General features: G+C 40.2%; 26 protein-coding genes. 8 read left to right on the forward strand and 18 right to left on the reverse strand.

All coding sequences use genetic code 11. The features are described from left to right. Window position 1 precedes the first annotated feature (1 nt). Window positions 2–649 (reverse strand): PAQR family membrane homeostasis protein TrhA, encoded by a 648-nt coding sequence (gene trhA, locus J7E77_RS14285; protein WP_214715210.1) that lies wholly within the window; start codon window positions 647–649, stop codon window positions 2–4. A gap of 130 nt (window positions 650–779) precedes the next feature. Between trhA and J7E77_RS14290 the strand changes: the two genes are divergently transcribed. Continuing rightward, window positions 780–1370, forward strand: a complete 591-nt coding sequence (locus J7E77_RS14290; protein ID WP_214715211.1) for a DUF1836 domain-containing protein — start codon at window positions 780–782, stop codon at window positions 1368–1370. Here the strand turns inward: J7E77_RS14290 and J7E77_RS14295 are convergent. Continuing rightward, window positions 1361–2929: a glycosyl hydrolase family 28-related protein gene (locus J7E77_RS14295; RefSeq protein ID WP_214715212.1), complete on the reverse strand. Its 1569-nt coding sequence runs from the start codon at window positions 2927–2929 to the stop codon at window positions 1361–1363. The genes J7E77_RS14290 and J7E77_RS14295 overlap by 10 nt on opposite strands. 122 nt (window positions 2930–3051) lie before the next feature. Here J7E77_RS14295 and J7E77_RS14300 point away from each other — a divergent pair, with 122 nt between their 5' ends. The 4 genes from J7E77_RS14300 (at window position 3052) to J7E77_RS14315 (ending at window position 5804) form a co-directional block, all read left to right on the forward strand. Beyond that, window positions 3052–3705 carry a glycosyltransferase gene (locus J7E77_RS14300; RefSeq protein ID WP_214715213.1) on the forward strand — a complete coding sequence of 218 codons (654 nt, stop codon included), beginning with the start codon at window positions 3052–3054 and terminating at the stop codon, window positions 3703–3705. A gap of 227 nt (window positions 3706–3932) precedes the next feature. Continuing rightward, complete coding sequence (locus J7E77_RS14305) at window positions 3933–4835, forward strand: hypothetical protein (protein WP_214715214.1); 903 nt, start codon at window positions 3933–3935, stop codon at window positions 4833–4835. 67 nt (window positions 4836–4902) lie between these two features. Further along, window positions 4903–5217 (forward strand): DUF3892 domain-containing protein, encoded by a 315-nt coding sequence (locus tag J7E77_RS14310; protein WP_214715215.1) that lies wholly within the window; start codon window positions 4903–4905, stop codon window positions 5215–5217. 11 nt (window positions 5218–5228) lie between these two features. Next, window positions 5229–5804 (forward strand): GNAT family N-acetyltransferase, encoded by a 576-nt coding sequence (locus J7E77_RS14315; RefSeq protein ID WP_214715217.1) that lies wholly within the window; start codon window positions 5229–5231, stop codon window positions 5802–5804. Window positions 5805–5851: 47 nt separating this feature from the next. On the opposite strand, the gene leuD is transcribed toward J7E77_RS14315, so the two are convergent. From leuD to J7E77_RS14395, 16 genes are all read right to left on the reverse strand, one after another. After that, window positions 5852–6436 carry a 3-isopropylmalate dehydratase small subunit gene (gene leuD / locus J7E77_RS14320; RefSeq protein WP_214715219.1) on the reverse strand — a complete coding sequence of 195 codons (585 nt, stop codon included), beginning with the start codon at window positions 6434–6436 and terminating at the stop codon, window positions 5852–5854. A 3-nt stretch (window positions 6437–6439) separates the two neighbouring features. Beyond that, window positions 6440–7861: a 3-isopropylmalate dehydratase large subunit gene (leuC, locus tag J7E77_RS14325; protein ID WP_214715221.1), complete on the reverse strand. Its 1422-nt coding sequence runs from the start codon at window positions 7859–7861 to the stop codon at window positions 6440–6442. A gap of 109 nt (window positions 7862–7970) precedes the next feature. Continuing rightward, complete coding sequence (leuB, locus tag J7E77_RS14330; RefSeq protein ID WP_214715223.1) at window positions 7971–9077, reverse strand: 3-isopropylmalate dehydrogenase; 1107 nt, start codon at window positions 9075–9077, stop codon at window positions 7971–7973. Window positions 9078–9110: 33 nt separating this feature from the next. Continuing rightward, window positions 9111–10655 (reverse strand): 2-isopropylmalate synthase, encoded by a 1545-nt coding sequence (locus tag J7E77_RS14335; RefSeq protein WP_168242129.1) that lies wholly within the window; start codon window positions 10653–10655, stop codon window positions 9111–9113. Further along, the gene (gene ilvC, locus J7E77_RS14340; protein WP_214715225.1) at window positions 10642–11676 is read right to left on the reverse strand and encodes a ketol-acid reductoisomerase; all 1035 of its coding nucleotides are present in this window, start codon (window positions 11674–11676) and stop codon (window positions 10642–10644) included. Before ilvC ends, J7E77_RS14335 begins: the two co-directional genes overlap by 14 nt. Window positions 11677–11703: 27 nt before the next feature. Continuing rightward, a complete protein-coding gene (gene ilvN, locus J7E77_RS14345) occupies window positions 11704–12225 on the reverse strand; it encodes an acetolactate synthase small subunit (protein ID WP_214715227.1) in 522 nt (173 codons plus the stop codon). Continuing rightward, a complete protein-coding gene (gene ilvB / locus J7E77_RS14350) occupies window positions 12222–13949 on the reverse strand; it encodes a biosynthetic-type acetolactate synthase large subunit (protein WP_214715229.1) in 1728 nt (575 codons plus the stop codon). Before ilvB ends, ilvN begins: the two co-directional genes overlap by 4 nt. Window positions 13950–14522: 573 nt before the next feature. Continuing rightward, entirely contained in the window at window positions 14523–16193 is a 1671-nt protein-coding gene (ilvD, locus tag J7E77_RS14355; protein ID WP_214715231.1) for a dihydroxy-acid dehydratase, read from the reverse strand. A gap of 13 nt (window positions 16194–16206) precedes the next feature. Beyond that, window positions 16207–17115, reverse strand: coding sequence for a branched-chain-amino-acid transaminase (gene ilvE / locus J7E77_RS14360; protein ID WP_214715233.1), 909 nt, complete (start codon window positions 17113–17115; stop codon window positions 16207–16209). A gap of 410 nt (window positions 17116–17525) precedes the next feature. Then, window positions 17526–18257 carry an exonuclease domain-containing protein gene (locus tag J7E77_RS14365; RefSeq protein ID WP_214715235.1) on the reverse strand — a complete coding sequence of 244 codons (732 nt, stop codon included), beginning with the start codon at window positions 18255–18257 and terminating at the stop codon, window positions 17526–17528. A gap of 1 nt (window position 18258) precedes the next feature. Continuing rightward, window positions 18259–19215 (reverse strand): DUF294 nucleotidyltransferase-like domain-containing protein, encoded by a 957-nt coding sequence (locus J7E77_RS14370; protein WP_214715236.1) that lies wholly within the window; start codon window positions 19213–19215, stop codon window positions 18259–18261. Between the two features lie 75 nt (window positions 19216–19290). Then, complete coding sequence (locus J7E77_RS14375; RefSeq protein ID WP_214715237.1) at window positions 19291–20550, reverse strand: ammonium transporter; 1260 nt, start codon at window positions 20548–20550, stop codon at window positions 19291–19293. Between the two features lie 236 nt (window positions 20551–20786). Further along, on the reverse strand, window positions 20787–21113 hold the full coding sequence (locus J7E77_RS14380; protein ID WP_214715238.1) for a MerR family transcriptional regulator: 327 nt from the start codon (window positions 21111–21113) through the stop codon (window positions 20787–20789). A 145-nt stretch (window positions 21114–21258) separates the two neighbouring features. Continuing rightward, complete coding sequence (locus tag J7E77_RS31740; protein WP_214715239.1) at window positions 21259–21423, reverse strand: Fur-regulated basic protein FbpA; 165 nt, start codon at window positions 21421–21423, stop codon at window positions 21259–21261. Between the two features lie 25 nt (window positions 21424–21448). Continuing rightward, window positions 21449–21586 carry a hypothetical protein gene (locus J7E77_RS14390; RefSeq protein ID WP_166256179.1) on the reverse strand — a complete coding sequence of 46 codons (138 nt, stop codon included), beginning with the start codon at window positions 21584–21586 and terminating at the stop codon, window positions 21449–21451. A gap of 187 nt (window positions 21587–21773) precedes the next feature. Further along, complete coding sequence (locus J7E77_RS14395) at window positions 21774–22157, reverse strand: hypothetical protein (RefSeq protein WP_214715240.1); 384 nt, start codon at window positions 22155–22157, stop codon at window positions 21774–21776. Window positions 22158–22417: 260 nt separating this feature from the next. Between J7E77_RS14395 and J7E77_RS14400 the strand changes: the two genes are divergently transcribed. The 3 genes from J7E77_RS14400 (at window position 22418) to J7E77_RS14410 (ending at window position 24718) form a co-directional block, all read left to right on the forward strand. Beyond that, a complete protein-coding gene (locus J7E77_RS14400; RefSeq protein ID WP_214715242.1) occupies window positions 22418–23239 on the forward strand; it encodes a basic amino acid ABC transporter substrate-binding protein in 822 nt (273 codons plus the stop codon). 103 nt (window positions 23240–23342) lie between these two features. Continuing rightward, window positions 23343–23999 carry an amino acid ABC transporter permease gene (locus tag J7E77_RS14405; RefSeq protein WP_214715244.1) on the forward strand — a complete coding sequence of 219 codons (657 nt, stop codon included), beginning with the start codon at window positions 23343–23345 and terminating at the stop codon, window positions 23997–23999. Next, complete coding sequence (locus J7E77_RS14410) at window positions 23996–24718, forward strand: amino acid ABC transporter ATP-binding protein (protein ID WP_214715245.1); 723 nt, start codon at window positions 23996–23998, stop codon at window positions 24716–24718. Before J7E77_RS14405 ends, J7E77_RS14410 begins: the two co-directional genes overlap by 4 nt. Window positions 24719–24724 lie beyond the last annotated feature (6 nt).

The following is a 24724-nucleotide window of genomic DNA, read 5'->3' on the forward strand; positions in this document are numbered from 1 at the left end:
ATTAAATGACGTAAAGGAACACGGTTAAAAAATGTGCCAAACTTCCTAGTAAAATGAAAATATGAAAAATCTCATGGAAGCCCATGTACTTTGACTGCAAGAACTTAGGTTTTGCACCGTAGATGATCCCGCCAATCGTATAAAAAATTCCCCCGAGGATGAGCAAAAATAAACCAATCGGGTTTAAGCTTCCAGTTAGCGGCGAGAATACAAACACAATCATCCAACCCATCGCTAAATACAAGGAGGTAGAAATCCAGCGAGGGCAATTAAACCAGACCATTTTAAAAACAACCCCGCTAATCGCTATTCCTGCAATAATTGAAAATAGAATCGCACCTATTTTTCCGTTCAAACTGATAAAGCAAAAAGGAGTATACGTACCTGCGATTAAAATGAAAATCATCGAATGATCCAGCCGTCGTAAAAAGGCAATTACTTGATCGTGAGCAATCACCATGTGATAGGTGGCCGATGCCGAGTAAAGCAGAATCATACTAACGCCGAAAATAATGACCGCAGTAATTGCAGACGGTGAACTTGTCGTCGCAGCCGCCTTGATAACCATCGCAAGGAGCCCGACAAAGGCTAAAACTGCTCCGGCTAAATGGGTTAGTCCGTTGATAGGTTCGCGAATGTAATTGTTCATTTAAATGCCCCCTAGCACAGCATGTAGTTTTGATAACTACATATAATGATACTGGTATTTTTATATCTAGTCAATACATATCTGTTTAGGTATAATAAAAAATATAAAGCAAATGAACGGGGTCTTTAAATTGGAAAATATCAATCAAATTATTGAAAATCTTGGCCTAGATACGAACTTAAATTTAAATGAAATACCCAAAATAGACTTATATATGGATCAAGTCATTCAATTATTCGAAAATAAATTTAATGAATCGAAGCGGAATGAAGAGGAAAAGGTACTTACTAAAACGATGATTAATAATTATGCAAAAGGGAAGCTAATTTTTCCGATTCACAATAAGAAATATTCAAGAGAACACTTGATCTTAATGAGCTTGATTTACCAGCTTAAAGGGGCACTATCAATTAATGATATTAAGGTAACCCTTGATGGGGTAAATAAGAAGATTATCCAGGATGAGATAGACCTAGATTCTTTTTATACTAGTTATTTGAACCTAAACGGCCAAAATGTCGAGGATTTTAAAGAGGATATCGAAAAAAGAGTGACCGAGGTAAAAGAGGAAATTGAAGAGGCACACAATGAAACTTCCCTCTACCTTGAGCAGGTGCTAATGATCTCATCACTCGTTCATATGAGTAATTTATATCGGAAAGTGGCCGAAAAACTAGTCGATGACATAACAGTAGAAAAAGAAGAAAAGCGTCACAAATAATTGTCGACGCTTTTCGCATTTTCAATGGTAATATCTTTGACCCCTAATCCGACCTCGATCGCTTTTGGCGCGGAATTTTGACTCATCACATCATAAATTTGAATAGAATCCGCTCTATTTTCACCTCCGAATACTTTAATATCGCTCCCCGCTTTTTTAAAATCTTTAACAGATATATGTTTTAATATCACATTTCTGGCCCGATATTGAACGGCAATTACCGGGTGGCCTTTGTAGTCATAATTGGGGTCACCAGCCAAAGTAAAATGGTTAATGACTACATTTTTATAAGCTGAGACAACCATACCGCGCGGCGTTGAGCCTTTATATAACTCAGTAAAAATCGGCGCGATGGATACAAGATTGGCAGCACTAATATTGTAAGCAGTTTGTGACTCAGCCTCCGTGCTTTTGTGATGTCCAATATGCCGGAAATTAAACGAGCGGTTATCGTGGACCGAAATATGCCCGATAATTTGTACGTTTGAAGCGGCTGAAGAATTTTCGTGCGCTTTTATTTCCACCCCGCCAAAGCATCGGGCAGAAGAATTATTAACAAGCAACACATTCCTCGAACCATCATCGACCTCAATCCCGTTGGAGTTAGAAAAGCCCATCTTGTGGGCACGACCACTTGGGTCACACAGATGGCAGCGGGAGATAAAGACATAATCACTGTGATGGGTGGTGATACCATCATCACCGAAACCATAGCCATTCAAGTTATCGAGCCAGACATACTTGCTGCCGCCGCGGGCGCGAAAGCCGTCACCCGCATAATTGTACAGAGTTGATGTAACATCAAAGCAATGCAGTCCTGGATTCATTCCTTCAACATCCTTAACCCAGCCATAAGTAACATTTGCATACGTTAAGCAGCTGGAGTGATTTCCCCAAGTACTTGTTTTCGCCACGTTGCCAAGCCTTTCGACATTCCAGTCCAAACTTAGGGAGCCGACATAAAGATGATGATTCCCTTTCCAGTGATTCCTGTTAGTAATGAGCCGAGTACCTTTATCGGCAACATCATGAAGTTTAATCGTCGTTACACCTTTTCCTGCGCCAACAAACATGGTCCAAGAGGGCAGTTGGATTCCCTTTGTTATAAATACTCCAGCTGGTACAACCACTTTCACCTTGCCGTTGCCAATCGCTTTTTTAAATGCAAAGGTGTTATCCGTCTTCCCATCGCCAATTGCTCCAAAATCTTCAACATGGACCTCTTTCACCATATTCTTATGTAAATTCAAGTATTCTTCATCCAACATGCCTTTCCAATCCGGAATCACATTTCCTTCAGGATCTATCTTAACCTTTCCTTGATCATCAGAATTAGCGGTCGTCGATAAGTGGCGAAACAAAGCTGTTGTCATTTTTTGAGGAAGTGATCCGGTCAGATGACGAATTTCCTTCTGACGAGGAGAGGCTTCATTCCTTCGTGTTCGATTGAAAAGCTGCTCGGTTTCTTGAATGGCCCTTTTTAGGTCCAATTGGTTTGTAAATTGGGCAAGGATTGCGGCATTCTTTCTTGGATCATGGTTTTTCTCTAAATAAAGCAATCATTTCTCACTCCAAAGGACATTCTTATTAAAATTATTATGACATTATTCGGCGATAAATAATATTTTCATTTTTAGGGAAAAATCCTTTTGAATTAACTTTACTAGAAGGAGATTATCATTTGAAAAAATTTTCTAAGAAATTTACTCTATTGCTATTGTCTATAGCCTTAATTTTACCTGCCATTAGCGTGAAGGCAGCCCCGCCCCCACCACCAGTTAACCAGAAGCAGACCATGAGTGAGTCTGCACACCAGCTAAAGTTTAACTTTAGAAGACTTTGGATGGAGCATGGCATTTGGACAAGAAGTTATATTGTTAGTGCGGAAGCAAATCTTAAAGACCAACAAATGGTCCTGACAAGACTTTTGAAAAACCAAGATGATTTAGGAAATGCAATCAAACCTTTTTACGGTGAAGCAGCAGGAACAAAGCTTGCACAATTATTACGAGAGGATATCCTGCTTGCCGGAAAGGTACTCGAAGCTGCCAAAGCCAATAATCAAGTTGATTTGCAAAAATATAATACTGCATGGTACAAAAATGCCGATGATATTGCAGCATTTCTCAGCAGTGCAAATCCAAATTGGAATAACACTGCATTGAAGCAGTTGTTACATGCGCACTTAAAAATGATTACACAGAGTGTACTTGCAAGACTTAAAAATGATTGGAACGGAGACATTCGTGCGTTTGATGAAGGGGAAATCCATCTAATAAAAATTGCTGACGTCTTATCAGATGGAATCATCAAACAGTTCCCTCAGAAGTTTTAACAAAAGGAAAGATTAGCTTGTGGACAAATTTCACCAGTCTACAAGCTTTTTTTTTGCCTGAAATTACTCTTTATTGTTAACGCCGTAAAGGAAACAGCTTTACGATTGATTAAGTTCTGAATTTTTTGTGAACAGCCAGGTAGCGGTTAGTTTATTTAAATGAGTTAGTTTAGGATGTAAATAAGAACATATAGAGTAATTACTATTTTAGAAGGGAGGAATTCAACATGAAGAACCAAAAGTCTATAAGTATGCTTGTCTTTGTAATAACCCTTTTATCGATTATTGCAACGTCTTACGCAATTTTTCCAAATCAAGGAGCAGGGGAGTACGAATATAAGTCTATTTTTGGAGAAACCGTTTCAATTTATGGGAAGGGTCTATACAAACATGATTCCGTATCGATGGCAGCACAGGCAATCGCCCAGGATTATGTGACATTATTCTTTGGCGTACCTTTACTTGTCTTTTCACTATATTTGTCTAGAAAAGGACTGTTAAAAGGGCATTTGCTCCTCACTGGAACGCTTGGGTATTTCTTGTACACCTATGCATCCTATTCATTTCTATCTATGTATAACTCCATGTTCCTCGTTTATGTAATCCTTATGGCGGCAAGCTTCTTTGCTTTTACACTGGCAATGATGTCGTTTGAGATTGCGAAATTACCGCTATCATTCAAAGAAAAACTACCTGTGAAAATAATTGGCGGCTTCTTACTCTTTGCTTCGTTTGTATTTGGAATGATGTGGCTCGGGAAGATAGTAAAGCCACTAATGAATCACACCCCTACAGAAGGTATCGAACACTATACTACACTCGTCATTCAGGCATTAGATCTTGGGTTTGTTGTTCCTGTGGGAATTATATCGGGAATACTGCTCATTAAGCGAAAGCCATTTGGCTATCTTCTAGCATCCGTCATCATCATCAAAGATATCACCTTGTTAACAGCCCTCTCAGCGATGATTTTCCTTCAAATTCAGGCCGGTGTTGAAGTAAGTTCAGCAGTTGTGGTGCTCATTCTACTCCTAAATATCGTTGTCATTTATCTCATGTATTTAATTTTGAAAAACATAACTGAAGAGTCGGGCAATTCCTGTAACAGGACAAATTTGAAAAATTTTTGACAATTTCTTAAGAGCGGATATTTTTAATAAAAAGAAAAATACTAACAAATGTTCGGAGGTGGAATCAATGGATCAAAAAGATTTTGAACAAATTTATGAGGAATACAAGCAGGAGAGTCAGCAGCAAGCCCAAATGGAAGCAGGTGATAGTAATCCAGATGGCAAAGAAGAGTTCGTTTCCGTCAGGAAGAACGATGATGGAGATATTATCGCTTTTAAAACAAGCGCTGGACGCGAGTTGGATTATATCACGGCTTTGAATGAGGCGAAAGCTGGCAAGATCGCTCATGTGGATGTCTTTCACAAATATGGTCGTGACATCATCCGTAGTGAGCCAGACGGAATTAAAGAAAATAATCTTGATCAATTACCTGGTTTTTAAGGAGTGTGTCCATGCATTGGTATGAAAAGTTGAATCAGTATTTTCCTGTTGAAGAAATGAAATCAAGAGCTCACATGGAAACCTTACTGAAAGAACGTTCAAACATCTATCATAAAGATGAGGGGCCAAACCATGTTTTGATGTATGCGGAATTAGACAATTTTGTGTTTATTGATTATTTATTTGTTTCAAAAAATGCTCGTGGTGAGGGACTAGGCCATAAACTCTTGGAAAAGTTAAAACAAAAAGGGAAGCCGATCATCCTTGAAGTGGAACCAGTCAGCTATGAGGATAGCGATACAGAAAAACGTCTTCATTTTTATAAAAGAGAAAAATTCGAGCACGCCGTGTCCATTGGATATGAGAGAAAATCATTGGCGACAAATGAGGTAAATAGGATGGAAATCCTCTACTGGGCGCCTAATGAAGAATCAGAAGAAATGATTTTTGAAGCTATGAGAAAAACATATGATATGATTCACACCTATAAAGATCATCAGTTTTATGGTGAATCCTACGAGCCAGTTGAGGAGGTCCTGACCTTTAACGAAGAACCTGAGAATAGAAATATATTAAACAAGCTGTGAGAAGCAATAAAAAATGAGCCTGGATTCCAAGCTCATTTTTTTAATGGTTATTTACTTGCAAGTTCATATTGCTCTATTTTATCCTCGTACGTTAAGGTAACTCCAATTTCATCCCAGCCATTAAGCAGCATGACTTTTGGATACGGGGCAATTTCGAATGTAACCTTAAAGCCTTCGTTATCATAAACCACTTGATTCTCAAGGTCTACGGTTAATTGGTATTCTTCGGATTCAGCTTTTTTAATAATGTACTGAACTTGTTCGTCACTAACCTGGATAGGGAGAATCCCATTTTTTACACAATTGTTTTTAAAAATATCTGCATAACTTGGGGCAATGACAATTTTAAAGCCAAAATCTTGAACTGCCCATGGAGCGTGCTCACGAGAGGAGCCGCAGCCAAAGTTTTCACCAGCAACCAAAATCGATGCGCCTTTATATTTTGGATCATTCAGAGAAAAATCAGGACGAAGATTTCCATTGTCATCAAAACGCCAATGATAAAACAGGAATTGTCCAAAGCCGCTGCGTTCAATCCGCTTTAAAAACTGCTTTGGGATAATTTGGTCAGTATCAATGTTTGACCGGTTTAATGGATAAACAAGGCCTTGATGGGTTTTTAAAGGTTCCATATATTATCTAACCTCCTGTGCTGCAGTAAATTGTCGAACATCAACGAAGTGGCCTGCAACAGCGGCCGCGGCTGCCATTTCAGGACTGACCAGATGGGTTCTGGCCCCGTTACCTTGGCGCCCTTCAAAATTTCGGTTAGAAGTAGATGCGCAGCGTTCCCCCGGTGGAACGATATCATCATTCATCGCAAGGCACATGCTGCAGCCAGCCTCGCGCCATTCAAAGCCTGCATCCGTAAAGACTTTATCAAGTCCTTCTTTTTCTGCCGCAAGCTTAACGCTAAATGAACCAGGAACAACGATGGCGGTAACAGATGGGCTGACCTTTAAGCCCCGTATAACCTCAGCTGCACTTCGTAAGTCGCTTATGCGCGAATTAGTGCAAGAACCGATGAAAACATGGTCAATTTTTACACTTGAAATAGGCTGACCTGCTTCAAGGCCCATGTATTCAAGCGCACGGTTAATCTCGTCCTTCTCGCTTGTCTTCTCAGTTTCATCAGGGTTTGGTACATTGGAAGTAATTGGAATACACATTCCTGGATTTGTTCCCCACGTTACCTGTGGTTCAACTTCGGCTGCTTCAATTTCAACAACCCGATCATAGGCAGCATCTTCATCCGTAGCAAGAGCCTTCCATTGTGCAACTGCTTCTTCAAACGCTTCACCTTGAGGGACATGCCGTCTTCCTCTTAAGTATTCAAAAGTGGTTTCATCCGGAGTAATAAGCCCGGCTCTAGCGCCCGCCTCAATGGACATGTTACAAACGGTCATTCGTTCTTCCATGGAGAGGGCGCGGATGGCTTCACCTGTATATTCCATCACATAGCCAGTTCCAAATTGGACACCGAATTTACCGATAATGGCAAGAATTAAGTCTTTAGCAGTTACGCCAGTACCTAGCTTTCCGTTCACTTTTACATTTAACGTTTTAGGCGGTGCTTGCCAAAGTGTTTGTGTTGCAAGAACATGCTCAACCTCACTTGTACCAATTCCAAAAGCAAGTGCACCAAATGCACCATGTGTAGAGGTATGACTATCACCGCAAACAATCGTTTTACCAGGCTGGGTAAGACCAAGTTCAGGTCCAATTACATGGACAATCCCGTTATCAGGATGATGAATATCAGCGAGTGTAATCCCGAATTCCTGACAATTCTCTTGCAGTGTATCGATTTGTTTTTTTGAAATAGGGTCATTGATTACAAGACGCTGGCGAGTTGGAACATTATGATCCATCGTTGCGAAAGTAAGGTCCGGTCGTCGCACCTTGCGCCCGTTCATTCGCAAGCCCTCAAATGCCTGAGGAGAGGTTACTTCGTGAACAAGGTGTAAATCAATATATAATAAATCCGGCTTTCCTTCTTCTTGATGTACAACATGCTTTTCCCAAATTTTTTGGATAATATTTTTTGGTGTTTGCATAGCGTCCTTCCTCACATTTATGAATTTTATTGTATGACTAACTAACAAATATTTTGGATAAATTTAGGGGTAAATCGCAACAAAGACGATTTACCCACCCAATCAATCATTAAAAATAACAGCTGGCGATACATTTCGAAGCGTTTTGCGATTTAATATAATCTGCAATAAGCTTAGTCATTTCCGCTGTCCCAACAAGGCGTCCATTTGCAACTTGAAGATCGCCTGTGTGGAAGCCAGCATCTAAAACCGATTGGACAGCATCTTCAATCACTTTTGCTTCGTCATTCAATTGGAAGGAATAGCGAAGCATCAGTGCTGCAGACAAAATCATTGCAACTGGATTGGCTATACCCTTACCAGCGATATCTGGGGCAGAGCCATGAACAGGCTCATAAAGACCAACCCCACTTTCATTTAAACTAGCAGAAGGAAGCATACCTAATGATCCTGTGATTACTGAGGCTTCATCGCTTAAAATGTCACCAAATAGATTCTCCGTTACGATTACGTCGAACTGAGTTGGGTTTGTGATTAATTTCATAGCAGCAGCATCTACTAAAACATGTTCAACGGCTACATCTGGATACTGAGCTTTTTTCTCTTCGACAATTTCGCGCCATAGCTTACTGGATTCAAGTACATTTGCTTTATCAACCGAAGTAAGATGACCGCTGCGCTGCTGGGCTGCTTGAAAGCCCTTATCGACAATTCTTTCAATCTCTTGACGAGAATAAACAAGCGTGTCTACAACGGAGTTTCCGTTGTCGCGGCGTTCACTTGGTGTTCCGAAATAAAGGCCGCCAGTTAATTCACGAACGATAAGGAGGTCGCTCCCAGAGACTACTTCTTCCTTTAAGGGTGATGCATGAAGAAGGTTTTTAAATCCTTTGATCGGCCTTAAATTCGCATATAAATCAAGTGCCTTCCGGATTCCAAGCAAGCCTCGTTCAGGACGTAAATGGGAGGGATTGGTATCCCATTTTGGCCCCCCAACAGCACCCAGCAAGACCGCATCTGCCTGTTTACAAGCATTAACGGTTGTTTCAGGAAGCGGTGTGCCGTAAAGGTCAATGGCTGCTCCTCCGATTTCATGGCTTTCAAAGCTAAAAGTATGATTGTATTCTTCAGCAATTGCATTTAACACGTCTTTTGCAGAGTTAATAACTTCCTTACCAATGCCATCACCGGGAAGTAAGACAATTCGTTTTTTCATTAGAAGCAACCTCCTCATTTTTTGTTTGATTTTTTATATTTTCGCCGTTTCCTTCACAGTTGAACTTTGGTTGAAAAATACACGATTCACTGCATTCAAGAATGATTTTGCTGATGCTTCCAGAACATCCTGTGCTGAACCACGGCCGGTTACAGGTGATCCGTTTACTGTCATTTTGACATGAACCTCAGCAAGTGCATCACGTCCTTGACCGATCGAGCTTAATCTAAAATCAGTAAGATGGATTTCTTCTTTAATCAATGCTTCTAAGGTATTCATTAAAGCTTCGACACTGCCTGAGCCTGTGCGCGCCGTTTCCACGCGAATACCTTCGGGAGTGGTTAGCGCCACAGTTGCGGTTGGCAAGTTTGCTGAACCGTAATGGACTTGGAAGGCAACCAGTTCATATTTTTTAATATCAACAGCCGTTGTTTGGATATCGGTTAAAATTGCAAATAAATCTTCGTCTGTTACTTCTTTCTTACGATCGGTTAATAGTTTAAAAGCAGTAAACGCTTCGACTAGTTTTTCGTCCGAGAGTTCAAAGCCCATTTGCTCAATTTTATCTTTGAATGCATGGCGGCCGGAATGTTTGCCAAGAACTAAATCATTAGATTTAACCCCTACTAATTCAGGCGTAATAATCTCATAGGTTAACGTATTTTTTAAGACGCCATCCTGGTGGATCCCTGATTCATGTGCGAAGGCATTTTTTCCAACAACTGCTTTATTCGGAGGAACAATCATACCTGTAAAGCGGCTGACAAGGTCACTCGTGCGTTTTATTTCTTTTAACACGAGATTCGTAGTATAAGGATACTTATCTTTACGAATATTTAAGGCAACTCCAATTTCCTCTAAAGCTGCATTACCTGCGCGTTCTCCAATTCCATTAATCGTACCCTCGACTTGCGTAACCCCGTTTTCGATAGCAGCTAGGGAATTGGCAACGGCCATCCCTAAGTCATCATGACAATGGCAAGATAATGCTGCTTTATGAATATTTGGAACGTTGTCGCGGATGTAGCGGAACATGCGTCCATATTCTTCTGGTGTGGTATATCCGACTGTATCCGGAAGATTGATGACTGTTGCACCAGCATCGATGACCTTGGTAATAATTTGAACAAGAAAATCAAGGTCAGAGCGAGAAGCATCTTCAGCGGACCACTCAATATGCGGGAAGTTCCGTTTAGCATATGAAACCATGTCTACCGCTATTTGGGTGACTTCCTCAGGTGTTTTCATCAGTTTATATTGCATATGGATAGGAGAGGTGGCAAGGAAAACATGCAACCTTGGTTCTGCAGCATCTTTTAACGCATCCCACGCAATGTCAATGTCCGATTTCGTCGCTCTTGCCAGGCCTGTGACTGATACATTTTTAATATTCCGGGCGATTGCTCTTACTGCTTCAAAATCACCTTGGGAGGAAGCCGGGAAGCCGGCCTCCATAATGTCAACACCAAACCGTTCAAGTTGTCTTGCGATTTCCAATTTTTCAAGCTGGTTTAAATTTACACCAGGGGACTGTTCGCCATCGCGTAATGTCGTATCGAAGATGTTAACGTGAACCATTTACCACCACTTCTTTCTTTGCATTTACTGGTTTGTTTTTAATAAACGGCATTAATGCACGAAGCTCACGACCTACTTGTTCAATTTGGTGATTGTTTTCAGCGCGATTAATTGCGTTGAATTGTGGGCGGTTTGCTTGGTTTTCAAGGATCCAGCCTTTAGCAAACACACCAGTTTGGATATCTGTTAATACGTCCTTCATCCGTGCTTTGGTATCCGCATTTACGACACGTGGTCCAGAAACGAAATCTCCCCATTGTGCAGTATCGGAGATTGAATAGCGCATATTTTCAAAGCCACCTTCATATAAAAGGTCAACGATTAATTTTAATTCATGTAAACACTCAAAGTAGGCAACTTCAGGCTGATAACCAGCTTCAACAAGAGTTTCAAATCCAGCTTTGATAAGGGCAGTAGTTCCGCCGCAAAGAACAGCTTGTTCTCCAAAAAGATCTGTTTCTGTTTCTTCTTGGAAGGTAGTTTCTAAAACACCTGCACGGGCTGAGCCAATACCTTTTGCATAGGCAAGGGCAAGATCACGTGCTTGACCAGTGTAGTCTTGATAAACTGCGTAAAGTGCTGGTACACCAGCGCCTTCAGTGTAAGTACGACGTACTAAATGACCTGGGCCTTTTGGTGCTACTAAAAATACGTCTACATCTGCAGGAGGAACGATTTGGCTAAAGTGAACATTGAAACCATGGGCAAAAACAAGGGCTTTACCTGCTTTAAGGTGTTGTTCGATGCTTTCTTTGTAAACCTTTGGCTGCATTTCATCAGGAAGAAGAACCATAATAACGTCAGCTGCTGCAGCTGCCTCTGCAACTGAAGTAACTTCAACGCCATCTTCAACTGCTTTATCCCATGATTTTCCGCCTCTTAATCCAACTACTACATCAAAACCGCTCTCTTTTAAATTAAGTGCATGTGCATGACCTTGTGAACCATATCCAATTACTGCGATTTTCTTTCCTTGTAAAACCTCTTCTTGAATATCTCCGTTATATAGTACTTTTGCCATGATCTATCATCCTTTCAAGGTAAATTATTATTTTTGTAGGGTGTGGTGAGTTAGTTCGTTTACGTGCGGTTGATGCCCGCGTAAAAGGGCGGTCAACCCTGTTCTGGCAATTTCTTTAATTCCATAAGGGCGAAGCAATTCTAGTAATGCATCGATTTTTTCAGGTTTGCCGGTGATTTGAACGGCTAAGCTATCCTTACTTACGTCAATAACAATCGCACGAAATGGATCAATAATTCCGTTAATCTCACTGCGGAGCTGGCTGCTGCTGGCTACTTTAATCAAGGCCAATTCGCGGACAACGACTGCTTTATCAGTAATATCAGAAACCTTTAAAACATCAATCTGTTTATTGAGTTGCTTTGTCACTTGTTCGAGACGCTGTTCATCTTCAATCTCGACAACCAGGGTCATTCTTGAAACACCTTCCGTTTCTGTTGGACCAACGGAAATACTTTCAATATTGAATTGCCGTCTTTGCAAAAGTCCAGTAACGCGGTTGAGTACACCGGCTCGATCCTGAACGGTTGCGGTTATGATTCGTTTCATGGTTTCACCCCAATCATTTCATGGATTCCTTTGCCAGGAGCAATCATTGGGAATACTTTCTCTTGTTGAAGTACACGGCAATCAACTAATACCGGACCATTATGAGCAAATACTTCCGGTAAAACAGTGATCAGTTCTTCTTGATTATTAACCCGATAACCCTTAATCGAATAGCTGTCTGCAAGTTTGACAAAATCAGGCTGTGTATGAAGGATCGATTCTGAAATACGGTTTCCGTGTAATAGTTCCTGCCATTGGCGAACCATTCCAAGTGCGCCGTTGTTGACAATAATGATTTTTACAGGAAGGTTTCTTTCATAAATAATCGATAATTCCTGAAGTGTCATTTGAAAACCGCCATCTCCAACAATTGCAACAACGGTACTATCCGGTGCGGCAATTTGTGCGCCAATCGCAGCAGGGAAGCCAAAGCCCATTGTTCCAAGTCCGCCAGAGGTAATCCAGCGGTGCGGCTCTTTAAAAGTGTAATACTGTGCTGCCCACATTTGGTGCTGCCCTACATCGGTTGCGACGATGGCGTCACCGTTAGTTACTTTATGGACTGCTTCAATGACCCATTGCGGACACATTCCGTTTGGATCATGCTTATACCAAAGCGGATATTCCTGCTTGTTTTGGCTCAGTTTTTCCAGCCACTCAGCAGAATTTGGTGATTCAATCGCTTGATCAAGCAGTTCAGTAAGTGCCTCTTTCGTATCAGAAACGATTGGGAGATTTGTTGGAATATTTTTACCAATTTCGGCTGGATCGATGTCAATATGGGCAACCTTCGCAAAAGGTGCGAAGTGTTTAAGATTACCTGTTAGTCTGTCATCGAAGCGGGCTCCAAAATTGATAAGCAGATCACATTCGTAAATGGCCATGTTAGCTGCATATGTTCCGTGCATTCCACCCATTCCTAACGAGAGGGGATGATCTGCCGGAAAAGTACCAAGTCCAAGTAAAGTTGTGACCACCGGGATCTGGTGTTTTTCCGCCAAAGCTGTTAGTTCAGCAGAGGCTTTCCCATGGAGAACACCTGCGCCTGAAAGAATTACAGGCTTGATCGCCTTTGAAATCGAATCGGCAAGCTTTTTAATTTGTAATGGATTTGGCTTTGTTGTTGGCTGGTATCCAGGTAAATTAATGCTCGCTTCTTCTGGTTCCTCAGTTAAAAATCCTGCGGAAATATCTTTAGGGACATCGACTAAGACGGGCCCTGGTCGTCCGGTAGAAGCGATATGAAAAGCTTCCTTGACGATGCGTGGTAAGTCCTCGATAGATTGTACCTGATAGTTATGTTTAGTGATTGGTGTTGTAATCGCCATAACATCAGCCTCTTGGAAGGCGTCAGTTCCAATGACACTTCGTGCAACCTGACCTGTGAATATAACAAGCGGCAGGGAATCCATCATCGCATCAGTTATTCCTGTCACAAGGTTGGTTGCCCCAGGTCCTGATGTGGCAAGAACGACTCCAGGTTTCCCTGTAACTCGGGCATACCCTTCAGCTGCATGGATCATTCCTTGTTCATGTCGGAAGAGAACATGCTTGATTGTACCCTGGGCGCGGTAAATGGCATCATAGATTGGAAGGACGGCACCCCCGGGATATCCAAACAGCGTTTCCACACCTTCTTTTTTCAGTAAGTCGATGAGAAGGTCTGCACCGGTTCTCGGCTCTGTTGTAGTTTGGACCTCAAGCTTTTTTGCTTCTACTTTCACGTCATAATCCCTCCTTAAGGGTAAAAATTGAATGTAGATGTCGGAAAATAGTGATTTGTCATTTTTGTATTATAATATAGAAATTTGTAAATAAACAGAAAATTTTGTTGGAAAAACGTCGGAATTTGACAATAAATCTTTATGCATAGTCAAAAAGGCCCATTCTCCACGAATTAACTGCAAAAACGAAAACATAAGCAGAATAATCGGGGAGAAAAGGCCTTTCATTTTCTCGGTACCACCCGGTTTTACAGTATCCTTACGAATACTGCCTTATGAAGCGATCCACTAAAACATAGAACGCTTCTTTTTGTAACAGGTGCTCTAAGATATGCACCCGACTGAGCCTACTAAAGTCAGGACCGTTCGGCTCAACACTCAGGGATGATGTCGGAATAAGTTGTATTACTGGGCTTCCAGCAACCCCAGCTCTCTGAAAATACTAAATCTTATTCCTTTATTCCCGTCATCGATTTATTCGCTATTTTTTTGTCAAAAGATCTTCATTTAACGCTTTTAGTACCTTAACTTCCTTAGGAAGGGGAGGGGTACTACGAATTCCCATTGGTATTTCTAAAATTTCATAATGCCGCCAGTATTGGCAGATGTAACGAGTTTTGCATATTTTGCAAGGTAACCTGTTTTGATTTTTGGTTCAGGTTTCACCCATGCCTTACGTCTTTCTTCTAAAACTTCGTCATCAACTAGTAGTTGGATGGAGCGTGCTTCTAGCTCGATTAAGATTTTGTCACCATTTTCAACAAGGGCGATCGGACCGCCTTCAGCTGCTTCTGGTGAAATATGACCGATGGAGATTCCGCGGCTGGCACCAGAGAAGCGGCCATCAGTAATCAGCGCAACTTCTTTACCTAATCCACGACCCATAATAGCGGAAGTTGGAGCAAGCATTTCAGGCATTCCAGGACCGCCTTTTGGACCTTCATAGCGAATAACGACAACGTGTCCCGCTTGGACAGTGCCATTATTTATATTTTCTTGTGCTTCTTCCTGGGATTCAAAAACAATTGCTTCACCCAAGAATGTTTTAATGGATGGATCAACAGCACCAACCTTGATAACTCCACCATCTGGAGCAATGTTTCCATAAAGGATGGAAAGTCCACCAACTGGGCTATATGGATAGTCTTTACTCCGGATGACCTGTTCATTCGTGATTATTGCATCCTTGACATTCTCCTCAAGTGTCTTTCCAGTAATAGTTAAGCAGTTCTTATGCAGCGCGCCTTCAACTTTGTAAAGCTCATTAATAATTGCGCTAATCCCGCCAGCGCGATGTACATCGTCCATCGAGTAATCGGATGCTGGCATTATTTTTGCTAAATAAGGTACTTTTTCTGCAATTTTGTTAACATTACGCAAATCATATTCAATCCCAGCCTCATGAGCGATAGCCAGTGTATGAAGAACCGTGTTGGTTGATCCGCCCATGGCCATGTCTAGAGCAAATGCGTTATCAATTGCATCTTTTGTAATGATGTCACGTGGACGAATATTTTGTTTCACTAATTCAATTAAATGCCTTGCAGCTTGGCGAATTAATTCATGCCTTTGTTCTGAAGTTGCGACAATTGTTCCGTTTCCAGGAACAGTCATCCCTAAAACTTCCATAAGACAATTCATAGAGTTCGCTGTAAACATACCAGAACAAGATCCACAAGTAGGGCAAGCATTTGTTTCAATATCAAGCAATTCCTGTTGGCTGATTGTACCGTTATGGTAAGCACCAACGCCCTCAAAAACAGAAGTGAGGGAAAGGTTCTTTCCTGTCGATGGGGAAACTCCCGCTTCCATTGGGCCACCTGACACAAATACAGATGGGACGTTGGTTCTGGCTGCTGCCATTAACATTCCGGGTGTGATTTTATCACAGTTTGGAATGTAGAAAACACCATCGAACCAATGAGCGTTAATGACTGTTTCGGCACTATCGGCGATTATCTCGCGACTTGGCAAGGAGTAACGCATACCAATATGGCCCATTGCAATGCCGTCATCAACACCAATCGTATTAAATTCGAAAGGAATACCGCCAGCTTCACGGATGGCCTCTTTTACAATCTCACCGAAATGATTAAGGTGTTTATGTCCTGGAATAATTTCAATAAACGAGTTACAGACGCCAATAAATGGCTTTTCGAGATCACTCGTTTTTACCCCTGTTGCATATAAAAGGCTGCGGTGGGGTGCCCGATCAATTCCCTTTTTAATCATATCGCTACGCATATTAATTTAGCTCCTAACTGACGATTGCATGGTTTGAACCTGTTGGGTTACAAGCCACTCCGTCTGTTGTTACAATTTTCCTAAATTCTTCTAATAGAACTTTAGTAACTTCACCAGGTTTTCCATCACTAATTTTACGGCCATCCACATCAATAACTGCAATTACTTCTACAGCTGTTCCGGTTAAGAACACCTCGTCAGCCACATAGACATCATGTCTTGTGAATGGTGATTCACGGACATCAAAGCCCTTGGCTCTTGCAATATCTAGGATAGCGTTGCGGGTAATTCCTTCTAACGCCCCCAAATAAACAGGCGGGGTATAGATGGTACCATTTTTTACAATAAAGATATTGTCAGCTGAGCCTTCAGTAACATAACCTTGATCATTAAGCATTAATGCTTCCTCAACACCAGCTTGATTGGCCTCTAATTTTACTAGAATATTGTTTAAATAATTAAGTGATTTAATCTGTGGGCTTAGTACATCTGGGCGATTCCTTCGACTCGCAACAGATGCAATTTTAATTCCACGTTCGTAATACTCTTTAGGGTACATGCTAAGTTCTTCAGCAATAATAATGACGCTTGGTTTCGAGCAGGAAGAAGGGTCTAGGCCGAGATTCCCTTTTCCACGGGAAACAACGACACGAATATAGGCGCTTTCTAGCTGATTTTTTCTAATTGTCTCGATGATTAATTGAGTCATTTCCTCCTGTGTGTATGGAATATTCAGCATAATGGATTGTGCTGATTCATACAGTCTTTTCAGGTGAGCATCGAGTCTAAAGACGTTTCCGCTATAAACGCGTATCCCTTCAAACACACCATCACCATATAAAAAACCATGATCGAAAACTGAAACTACAGCATCTTCTTTCTTGACGAACTCGCCGCCAAGGAAAATCCATTGACTCCCCAACCTAACCACTCCTCTTTTATAATAGAACGCTTTTAATGATTAAACAAATTTTTTAAAAAGAATTGCCATACCCATCTCCAAATGGTGAGGAGCTATGGCTGTTATTGAATAGATGATTATTTTCGATAATCATACAACCAATCGAAAACATGGTCAATATAAAAATCTGACAATTCAAATAAATCAAAAAAGTTGATAGCGTTTACATTATTGTCCTGATAAGGAAAACAGCGAAAAAAATTTTTTTGAAATTTTTTTATTTTAAGGTTATTTTGTCCGCGAAATGGATTAAAACTGGGGGAATATTCAGAGGTAAGTAAGATGGAGGTGTTGTAAAGTCGATTGTATTTCAAACTTTAAATTTTTAATTCTTAACAAAAGAACACTAGTTTAAAATAGTGTTCTTAAGCTCAAAGCTTTGCAAGATGTTCATACACTTCTCGTAAATTACTATATCCGTTTTTTTGAGCTATTTTTAAATAGCTAGCCCAAATTTGCGCTGTCATGATCGCATCGCCAAGTGCATGGTGGCGATCTTTTATGGTAATCCCACATTTATGGCAGACTTCTTCAAGTGGTAATGATTTCATAGAGGAGTCGGATAGGCGAATTAAGAAAGACGTATCGATGATTCGATGTTCAAATCGAGTCTTTAACAGATCCCATGTCATTTTTTGCATAAAGGACTTTTCGTGTTTAGAGTGGTGTGCAACAAGGATATGGCTTTGTGCATACTTAAAAAATTGAATTAAGACATCTCTGGCATCTGGTGCATCCCGCAATTGATCTTCATGAATATTTGTTAAAGTTGAAATTTCTGCGGAAAGAGGAAGGTTTGATTTTACAAGGGAATAAAAAGTATTATTGTCCTCGATATGCTGACCGATCATTTTTACTGCTCCAATTGATAGGACACGATCTCCCTTTTCTGGATAAAACCCAGTGGTTTCCAAATCAAATACAACGACTTCTAATTCGTTAAGCGGGGTATCTAAGTTGTTTTTTACTTTCATTTCTTTCTGCAGCTGCCGGATGAACGAGAGCTGTTGTGGATTACTTTGTCCCTGAATTCCAGCATAAATATTAGAACTAAGCTTGCCGGAAATTAGCCTAAAGTATTGTGCTAAATCATTCATTCTCATGTTATCCCTCCTTTTCTATTAATTTTCTTACTGATTGATGAAGAGTTACACCATTTTTAATGATATCTTTTATTTCATTTTTTTGCTCTTTTGTTAGGATGTCGACCGGTAAATAGTGACCAGAATCATAGTCTGCTTGACTGGCAAATAGAAGACGATAGTTTAACAGTTTTAAAAACATAGCTGTATATATATCCTTGTCATGTATCTGTAGTTTGCTGAGCCTTGATAGGGTAGAGGTCTCCTGTAGATTTTCTTTCACTGCCAATAGACGAGCGGCATTCACATATGGAAAGAGGGCAGTCTCCTTTATATTTAGAGATCCAGTATGTACCCCATGGGTCTCTACTAATAGCTGACCTAATACGCCAATTCCTTTTTTGAAATGAAGAGTATTGTTTGACATTCTTGACAGAAGATGTTCTTTTTGAACGGTTTGATAAACAAAGGTCTTTAGTTGTTCCAAGAGTTGATGCTTTCCATAAAAAGAACGTCCATCAATAAAAATGAGTAGATACCGTAACGATTCCCAAGATGCCTCTAGTGCCAAGTTTTTTATTTGTTTCTCCCATTCGGAATGTGATTTACACCAGAACGGATTGCCTGACATGACACCGCCATCGCAATAAGGATACCCAACTTGATAAAGACCTTTTGAAATTTCCTTACCTAATGACAAAAAATAAGCTTTTGCTTCAGCAGTAGGATCGAGATAAACAATTCCATGGTCTTGGTCACTCCATACAGATTGTTCGAAACGTCCGGCACTCCCCATCACAAAGAAAGAAAAGGGAGACGGCGGTGGGCCATATCGAGCAAGAACCTCTTTTAGTGATATCTCCAATACCTGTTTAATTATGTTGTCATGAAGTTCGTTTAATTTAAAGTGATCTCTTGTAGCACCCTTCATGTGAAGTTTTCTATAATCTGCAATTGCTGAGTAGGTATTATCATTCATATTTTTCACCTCCTCTTAAAAAATCTAGAAGAGTGCAACCCCTAAATAGGAGTTGCACACTTTCTAGATTAATATTTATAGAGCCTTTGTTTGTTCTGTCTTAAGCAATTCTGGATAACCATAGCTTCCGTGCTCGCTAATATCTAAGCCAATAATCTCTTCTTCTTCTGTGACACGCAAGCCATTCATTGCTTTTTTAATAATTGCGAGCAAGATAAAGGATGCGACCAAGGCGAAGGCACCAGAGGCGATAACGCCTAATGCTTGAACCCCGAGCTGATGGAAGCCGCCACCATAAAATAATCCAGGTTTTCCGACAGTGGCTAATTCTTTTGTTGCAAAGAAACCAGTCGATAACGTTCCCCAGACACCTGCTGTACCATGTACAGATAGTGCTGCGATTGGATCATCAATTCCTTTTTTCTCAAAGAAGCGAATACTATAAAATACAAGAATACCAGAGATAAAACCAATCAGGACAGCGGCCCAAGTATCAACAAATGCACAAGAAGCAGTAATAGCTACGAGGCCTGCTAATGCACCATTTAACATCATTGGAACATCTGCCTTACCCAATACGATCCAAGAGATAATCATTGCTGCCACAGTACCGGCAGCAGCACCAAGGTTTGTGTTTAGTGCGACGAATCCAAAGAAACCCTTGTCAACGGATAATGTACTGCCCGCGTTAAATCCGAACCAACCAACCCATAAGAGTAAAACACTTAATGCCGTAAATACTTGGTTATGACCAGCTAAATTATTGGCGGAACCATCTTTATTAAATTTTCCGATACGTGGTTTTAATAGAATCGTAGCAGCCAATGCAGCCATAGCACCAGTTAAGTGAACAACGGTTGAACCGGCAAAATCTTGTTGACCAATCTCTGCTAACCAGCCGCCGCCCCAAATCCAGTGAGCAATTGGAGGATAAACAATAACAGAAAATAATACCGCGAATACGAGATATACAGCTAATTTTGCTCGTTCAGCAAAACCGCCAAATGCAATCGTTAAGGAAATACCTGCAAAAGCTAATTGGAACAAAAAGAAAACAGAACCAGAAAGTGATAAACTATCGATATCATAGCCTGAGTATAAGAAGTCAGAAAAGCCTATAAGTGCATTTCCTTTTCCGAAAATTAATCCAAATCCAACTGCCCAAAATACAATCGAGCTAATACTAAATGTGAGAATGGTTTTACCAGCAATATGTCCTGCGTTTTTCATGCGGGTGGAACCTGTTTCTAACAGGATGAACCCGCCAATCATTAAAATGACAAGTATTGCACCTAGCATTACCCAGAGACTGTTCATTAAGAATAAAGTATCCATTTATTTTCCCCCTTATGATTGATGTTAATTTTCTTAACATTCGGTATGCTAGTATTCTTACATGATTCTGAATCATTTTCTATAAGTCTGGAAGATAATCTTACATGGTTTTTAAAAGTGGTTAATCATCCTATGTAGTTCGTTAACTGGAGCTAGGGAAAGTAAGAGGTTATAAGAGATAAAGGAATGAAAAAGCCCATTCCTTATAGAAGGAATGGGACTGAAGGGTGAACTCCTTACTTTTTCCGGATACCAAATTGGGCGTTTAATTGTCCTTGGATCATCTGTCTGCGTACATCTTCTTGGTTGTGTTTCTTTTGTTCACGAAGCATTTCTTTCCTAATATCATGTGTTTGAATGCCGTCTTCAATTTTATTGGCAATGTCCATCAGTAGTTCAACATCTGAAAATGAAAATTTGCGGCTTCCTCCAGCAGACCTTTCAGGAAAAATAAGCTTTCGTTCTTCATAATACCGTATTTGTCGTTCGGAGAGACCGGTGAGGTCCCGAACAATCCCGATTGTAATAACTTTTTTATCTTTATATGATATGTCTTTTCCCATTTTTGTTTCTCACCACACCCTATTGTTTACAATAATTAATCAATTTGTTAATTACATGATATTATATGTTAGATTTTCTTACATTGGACTGGGTATTCATACTATTTTGCTTGTTTACCAGAAGAAGTTCTATGGAGTACATTCGTCATGATTTTGTTGGGGAAAATATTTTTTTGTATAGGCTTTCCAGTTCATTGAAGGTAAGAGAGTAAAGCTCGTGGTCAGAAGAATCAGAAATGCCTGAGTCTAACAACTTCATAATATAAAACTGCCTAAGGCGTTCGAGTCCTTTACGCAAATGAGTGGCCAACTTTCATCACCCCTTCAAACTGAAATTAATAATTTTGGAGTCTTCTTAAAAGCTCATTCGCCTGAGATCCCATTGTTTTCATGAGTTCTTCATACAACTCATCTCTTAATTTATCTAATTGAAGGATTCTTTCAGCTAGTTTTATATCATTTCTTCGATACATTTGAAATCCTCCTTTCTTTCCTTGTTTATAATGAAAAGTTAACTGAATTTTTGGTTCTTGTCAGTGGTTTTGTTAGATAAACTGACAGGAATTTTAAATCGTCATCCAAGATTGGGTAAAAGAATCTGACTATGTATGCTTGGGGAATAAAAAGAACCGGGCGCATGCCCGGTCCTTAAAGTTTCTCTTAGTATTCTCCATCAAATGGTGTGAATGGGAAATTAAATCTTCTTTCAACTGCACGAAGGCGTTGATTAATGCGTTGGAGTCTTCGGTCGATTTGGGCTACTTGGCGTTGTAGTTGATTGATCTCTCTTTCTTGACGCTCATTCGCCCTCTCCAGTTGATTCAGTCTGCGCTCAACCTGCTGTGGCTGCCTTGCTGGGTCATATTGTTCAGGTTGAAGATAGGGATTAAATGGCTCTGCTGGAGCATAGGGATTCATTTGCTCTTGTTGATCATAGGAAATAAATTGTTCTGGTTGACCATAGTAATTCATTTGTTCTGGTTGTACATAGGCATTATAATCAACCGGCATTTGTGGCATTTGATAATAACCATACGGATTCATTGGGCATCTCTCCTTATGTGGTAAATACCCTATAGATTATGAAGGTGTAAAGGAGGTGTAACGGCGAATGCCCATTGCAGAGGAAAGTTATAAGTCATTATTCTACGATGCTAAACACTTCAGGTTATTACAGTATTAATATAGTAAAATATTTAAAATATTGAATATAAAGTCAAAACAGGTTATAATCATGTATATTCAAAATATTATCAATTCTCACAATAATTATTTTTATAAAAAAACATTGGAGGTCTGAACAAATGAAGAAATTTAAACTATTTTCAACTGTATTAATGGTAGCACTACTCTTAGTTCTTTCAGCTTGTGGAACGAGTAAGAGTACAAGCACAACAACTGGGGGAGACGGGGAAAAGAAGACATTGCGTGTGGTAACAGATGCCGCCTATGCACCGTTTGAATACCAGGATAAAGGGGAAGTTGTCGGTTTTGATATCGATTTTATCAATGTAGTGGCAAAAGAAGCTGGTTATAAAATTAAGGTGGAGCATGTTGGCTGGGATCCGATTTTCGTTGAATTAGATAAGAAAATCGCTGACATTGGACTTTCCGCTATCACCATCAACGATGAAAGAAAACAAACCTATGATTTTTCAGTACCTTACTTTTTATCAACCAATAAAATCTTAGTTCCAAAAGATAGTGATATTAAGAGTGCAGCAGATTTAAAGAATAATAAAACGGTAGCCGTTCAAAATGCAACAACTGGACAAGAAGCAGTTGAAGGTCTTTTAGGCAAAAATAGCGATAAAATCAAAAAGTTTGAAAATAATAACCTAGCAATCTTAGAACTAAAAAGCGGCGGAGCAGATGCTGTAGTTGCTGATAACACAGTTATCGAGCAATATGCAAAAAACAACCCGAAAGATAATTTTGTTGTCATTGAAGATTCAGCTGCTTTTGCTAAGGAATTTTACGGACTAATGTTTCCAAAGGGAAGCAAGATTAAAGCAGACTTTGATAAGGCTGTGAATGCGGTTATTGAAAACGGAACGTATGCAGAAGTATACAAGAAGTGGTTTAAAGTAGAACCCGATACACAAATCTTAAAAGATCAGCAGTAAACATCGCTGAATAAAATTGCGTAACTCTTAACCAAGCAGTTACGCAATTTTTGCTAGTTAGCTTCGAATAATTAGCTGGTAGTTTAATAGGGGGATTTAAAGTATGGATTTTCGTTGGGATATTTTAGTTGAATATGCTCCTTTTTTTCTTAAAGGAACATTACTAACCATTGGGCTTTCAATCGCTAGCATTTTGATTGGTACCATTCTTGGCTTATTCATCGGATTAGGGAAAATAATGAAAAATAAGCTCCTCGCCTGGCCTTTTACCATTTACATTACCTTTTTTCGAGGTACACCATTACTCGTTCAAATATTATTAATCCATTTTGCCGTCGTACCTCTTTTTCTTGGGAAAACAAGTCCCATTTTAGCTGCAATTCTTACTCTCTCATTAAACGCTGCGGCATATATCGCTGAAATCTTCCGCGCTGGAATTCAATCGATTGATCGGGGCCAGATGGAGGCAGCTCGCTCTTTAGGGATGAATCATGTACAAGCTATGCGGTATATCATCCTCCCGCAATCCTTTAAACGAATGATTCCACCGCTTGGAAATGAATTTATCGTCTTAATAAAAGAGTCATCGCTAGCGGCTCTTATTGCAACCCCTGAACTTATGTATTGGGGACGAGCCATGCAGGGACAGTATTTCCGAGTCTGGGAACCGTATCTTGCGGCCGCAGTTATTTATCTTGTGTTAACACTTTCCTTAAGCTTCCTGTTAAATCTTCTTGAAAGGAGGTTGGCAACCGAATGATTCAGGTAAAGAATTTAAAAAAATCCTTTGGCAAAAACGAGGTCCTCAAGGACATCAATGTTACAGTCAAGAATCAAGAAGTCGTCGTAGTAATTGGACCTTCGGGTTCTGGAAAATCGACGTTTCTTCGCTGTATTAATATGCTGGAAACCATTACAGGTGGTCATGTCTTAATTGAAGGAATCGATTTGACGGACAAAAAAACAGATATCAATAAAGTACGTACAGAAGTGGGAATGGTTTTTCAGCAATTCAATCTTTTTCCGCATAAAAAAGTGATTGAAAATATTATGCTTGCACCAATGAAAGTAAGAAATATTCCAAAGGAAAAAGCGAGAGCTAAGGGTTTGGAACTTTTACGGAAAGTTGGATTAGAGGATAAGGCAGATGCCTATCCCGATTCTTTATCCGGAGGGCAAAAGCAGCGGGTTGCGATTGCAAGGGCGCTAGCAATGGAGCCGAAAATCATGCTTTTTGATGAACCAACGTCTGCACTCGACCCTGAAATGGTTGGTGAGGTACTTGAGGTTATGAAGGACCTAGCTAAAGAAGGTATGACGATGGTGGTCGTGACACATGAAATGGGCTTTGCCAAAGAAGTTGGCGATCGGGTTATATTTATGGATGGCGGATTGATTGTCGAAGAAAATGTTCCGAACGAATTATTTGATCATCCGAAGGAAGAGCGAACAAAGGCGTTTTTAAGTAAGGTTTTATAAGAGAAA

It is taken from the genome of Bacillus sp. ISL-77, assembly GCF_018613105.1.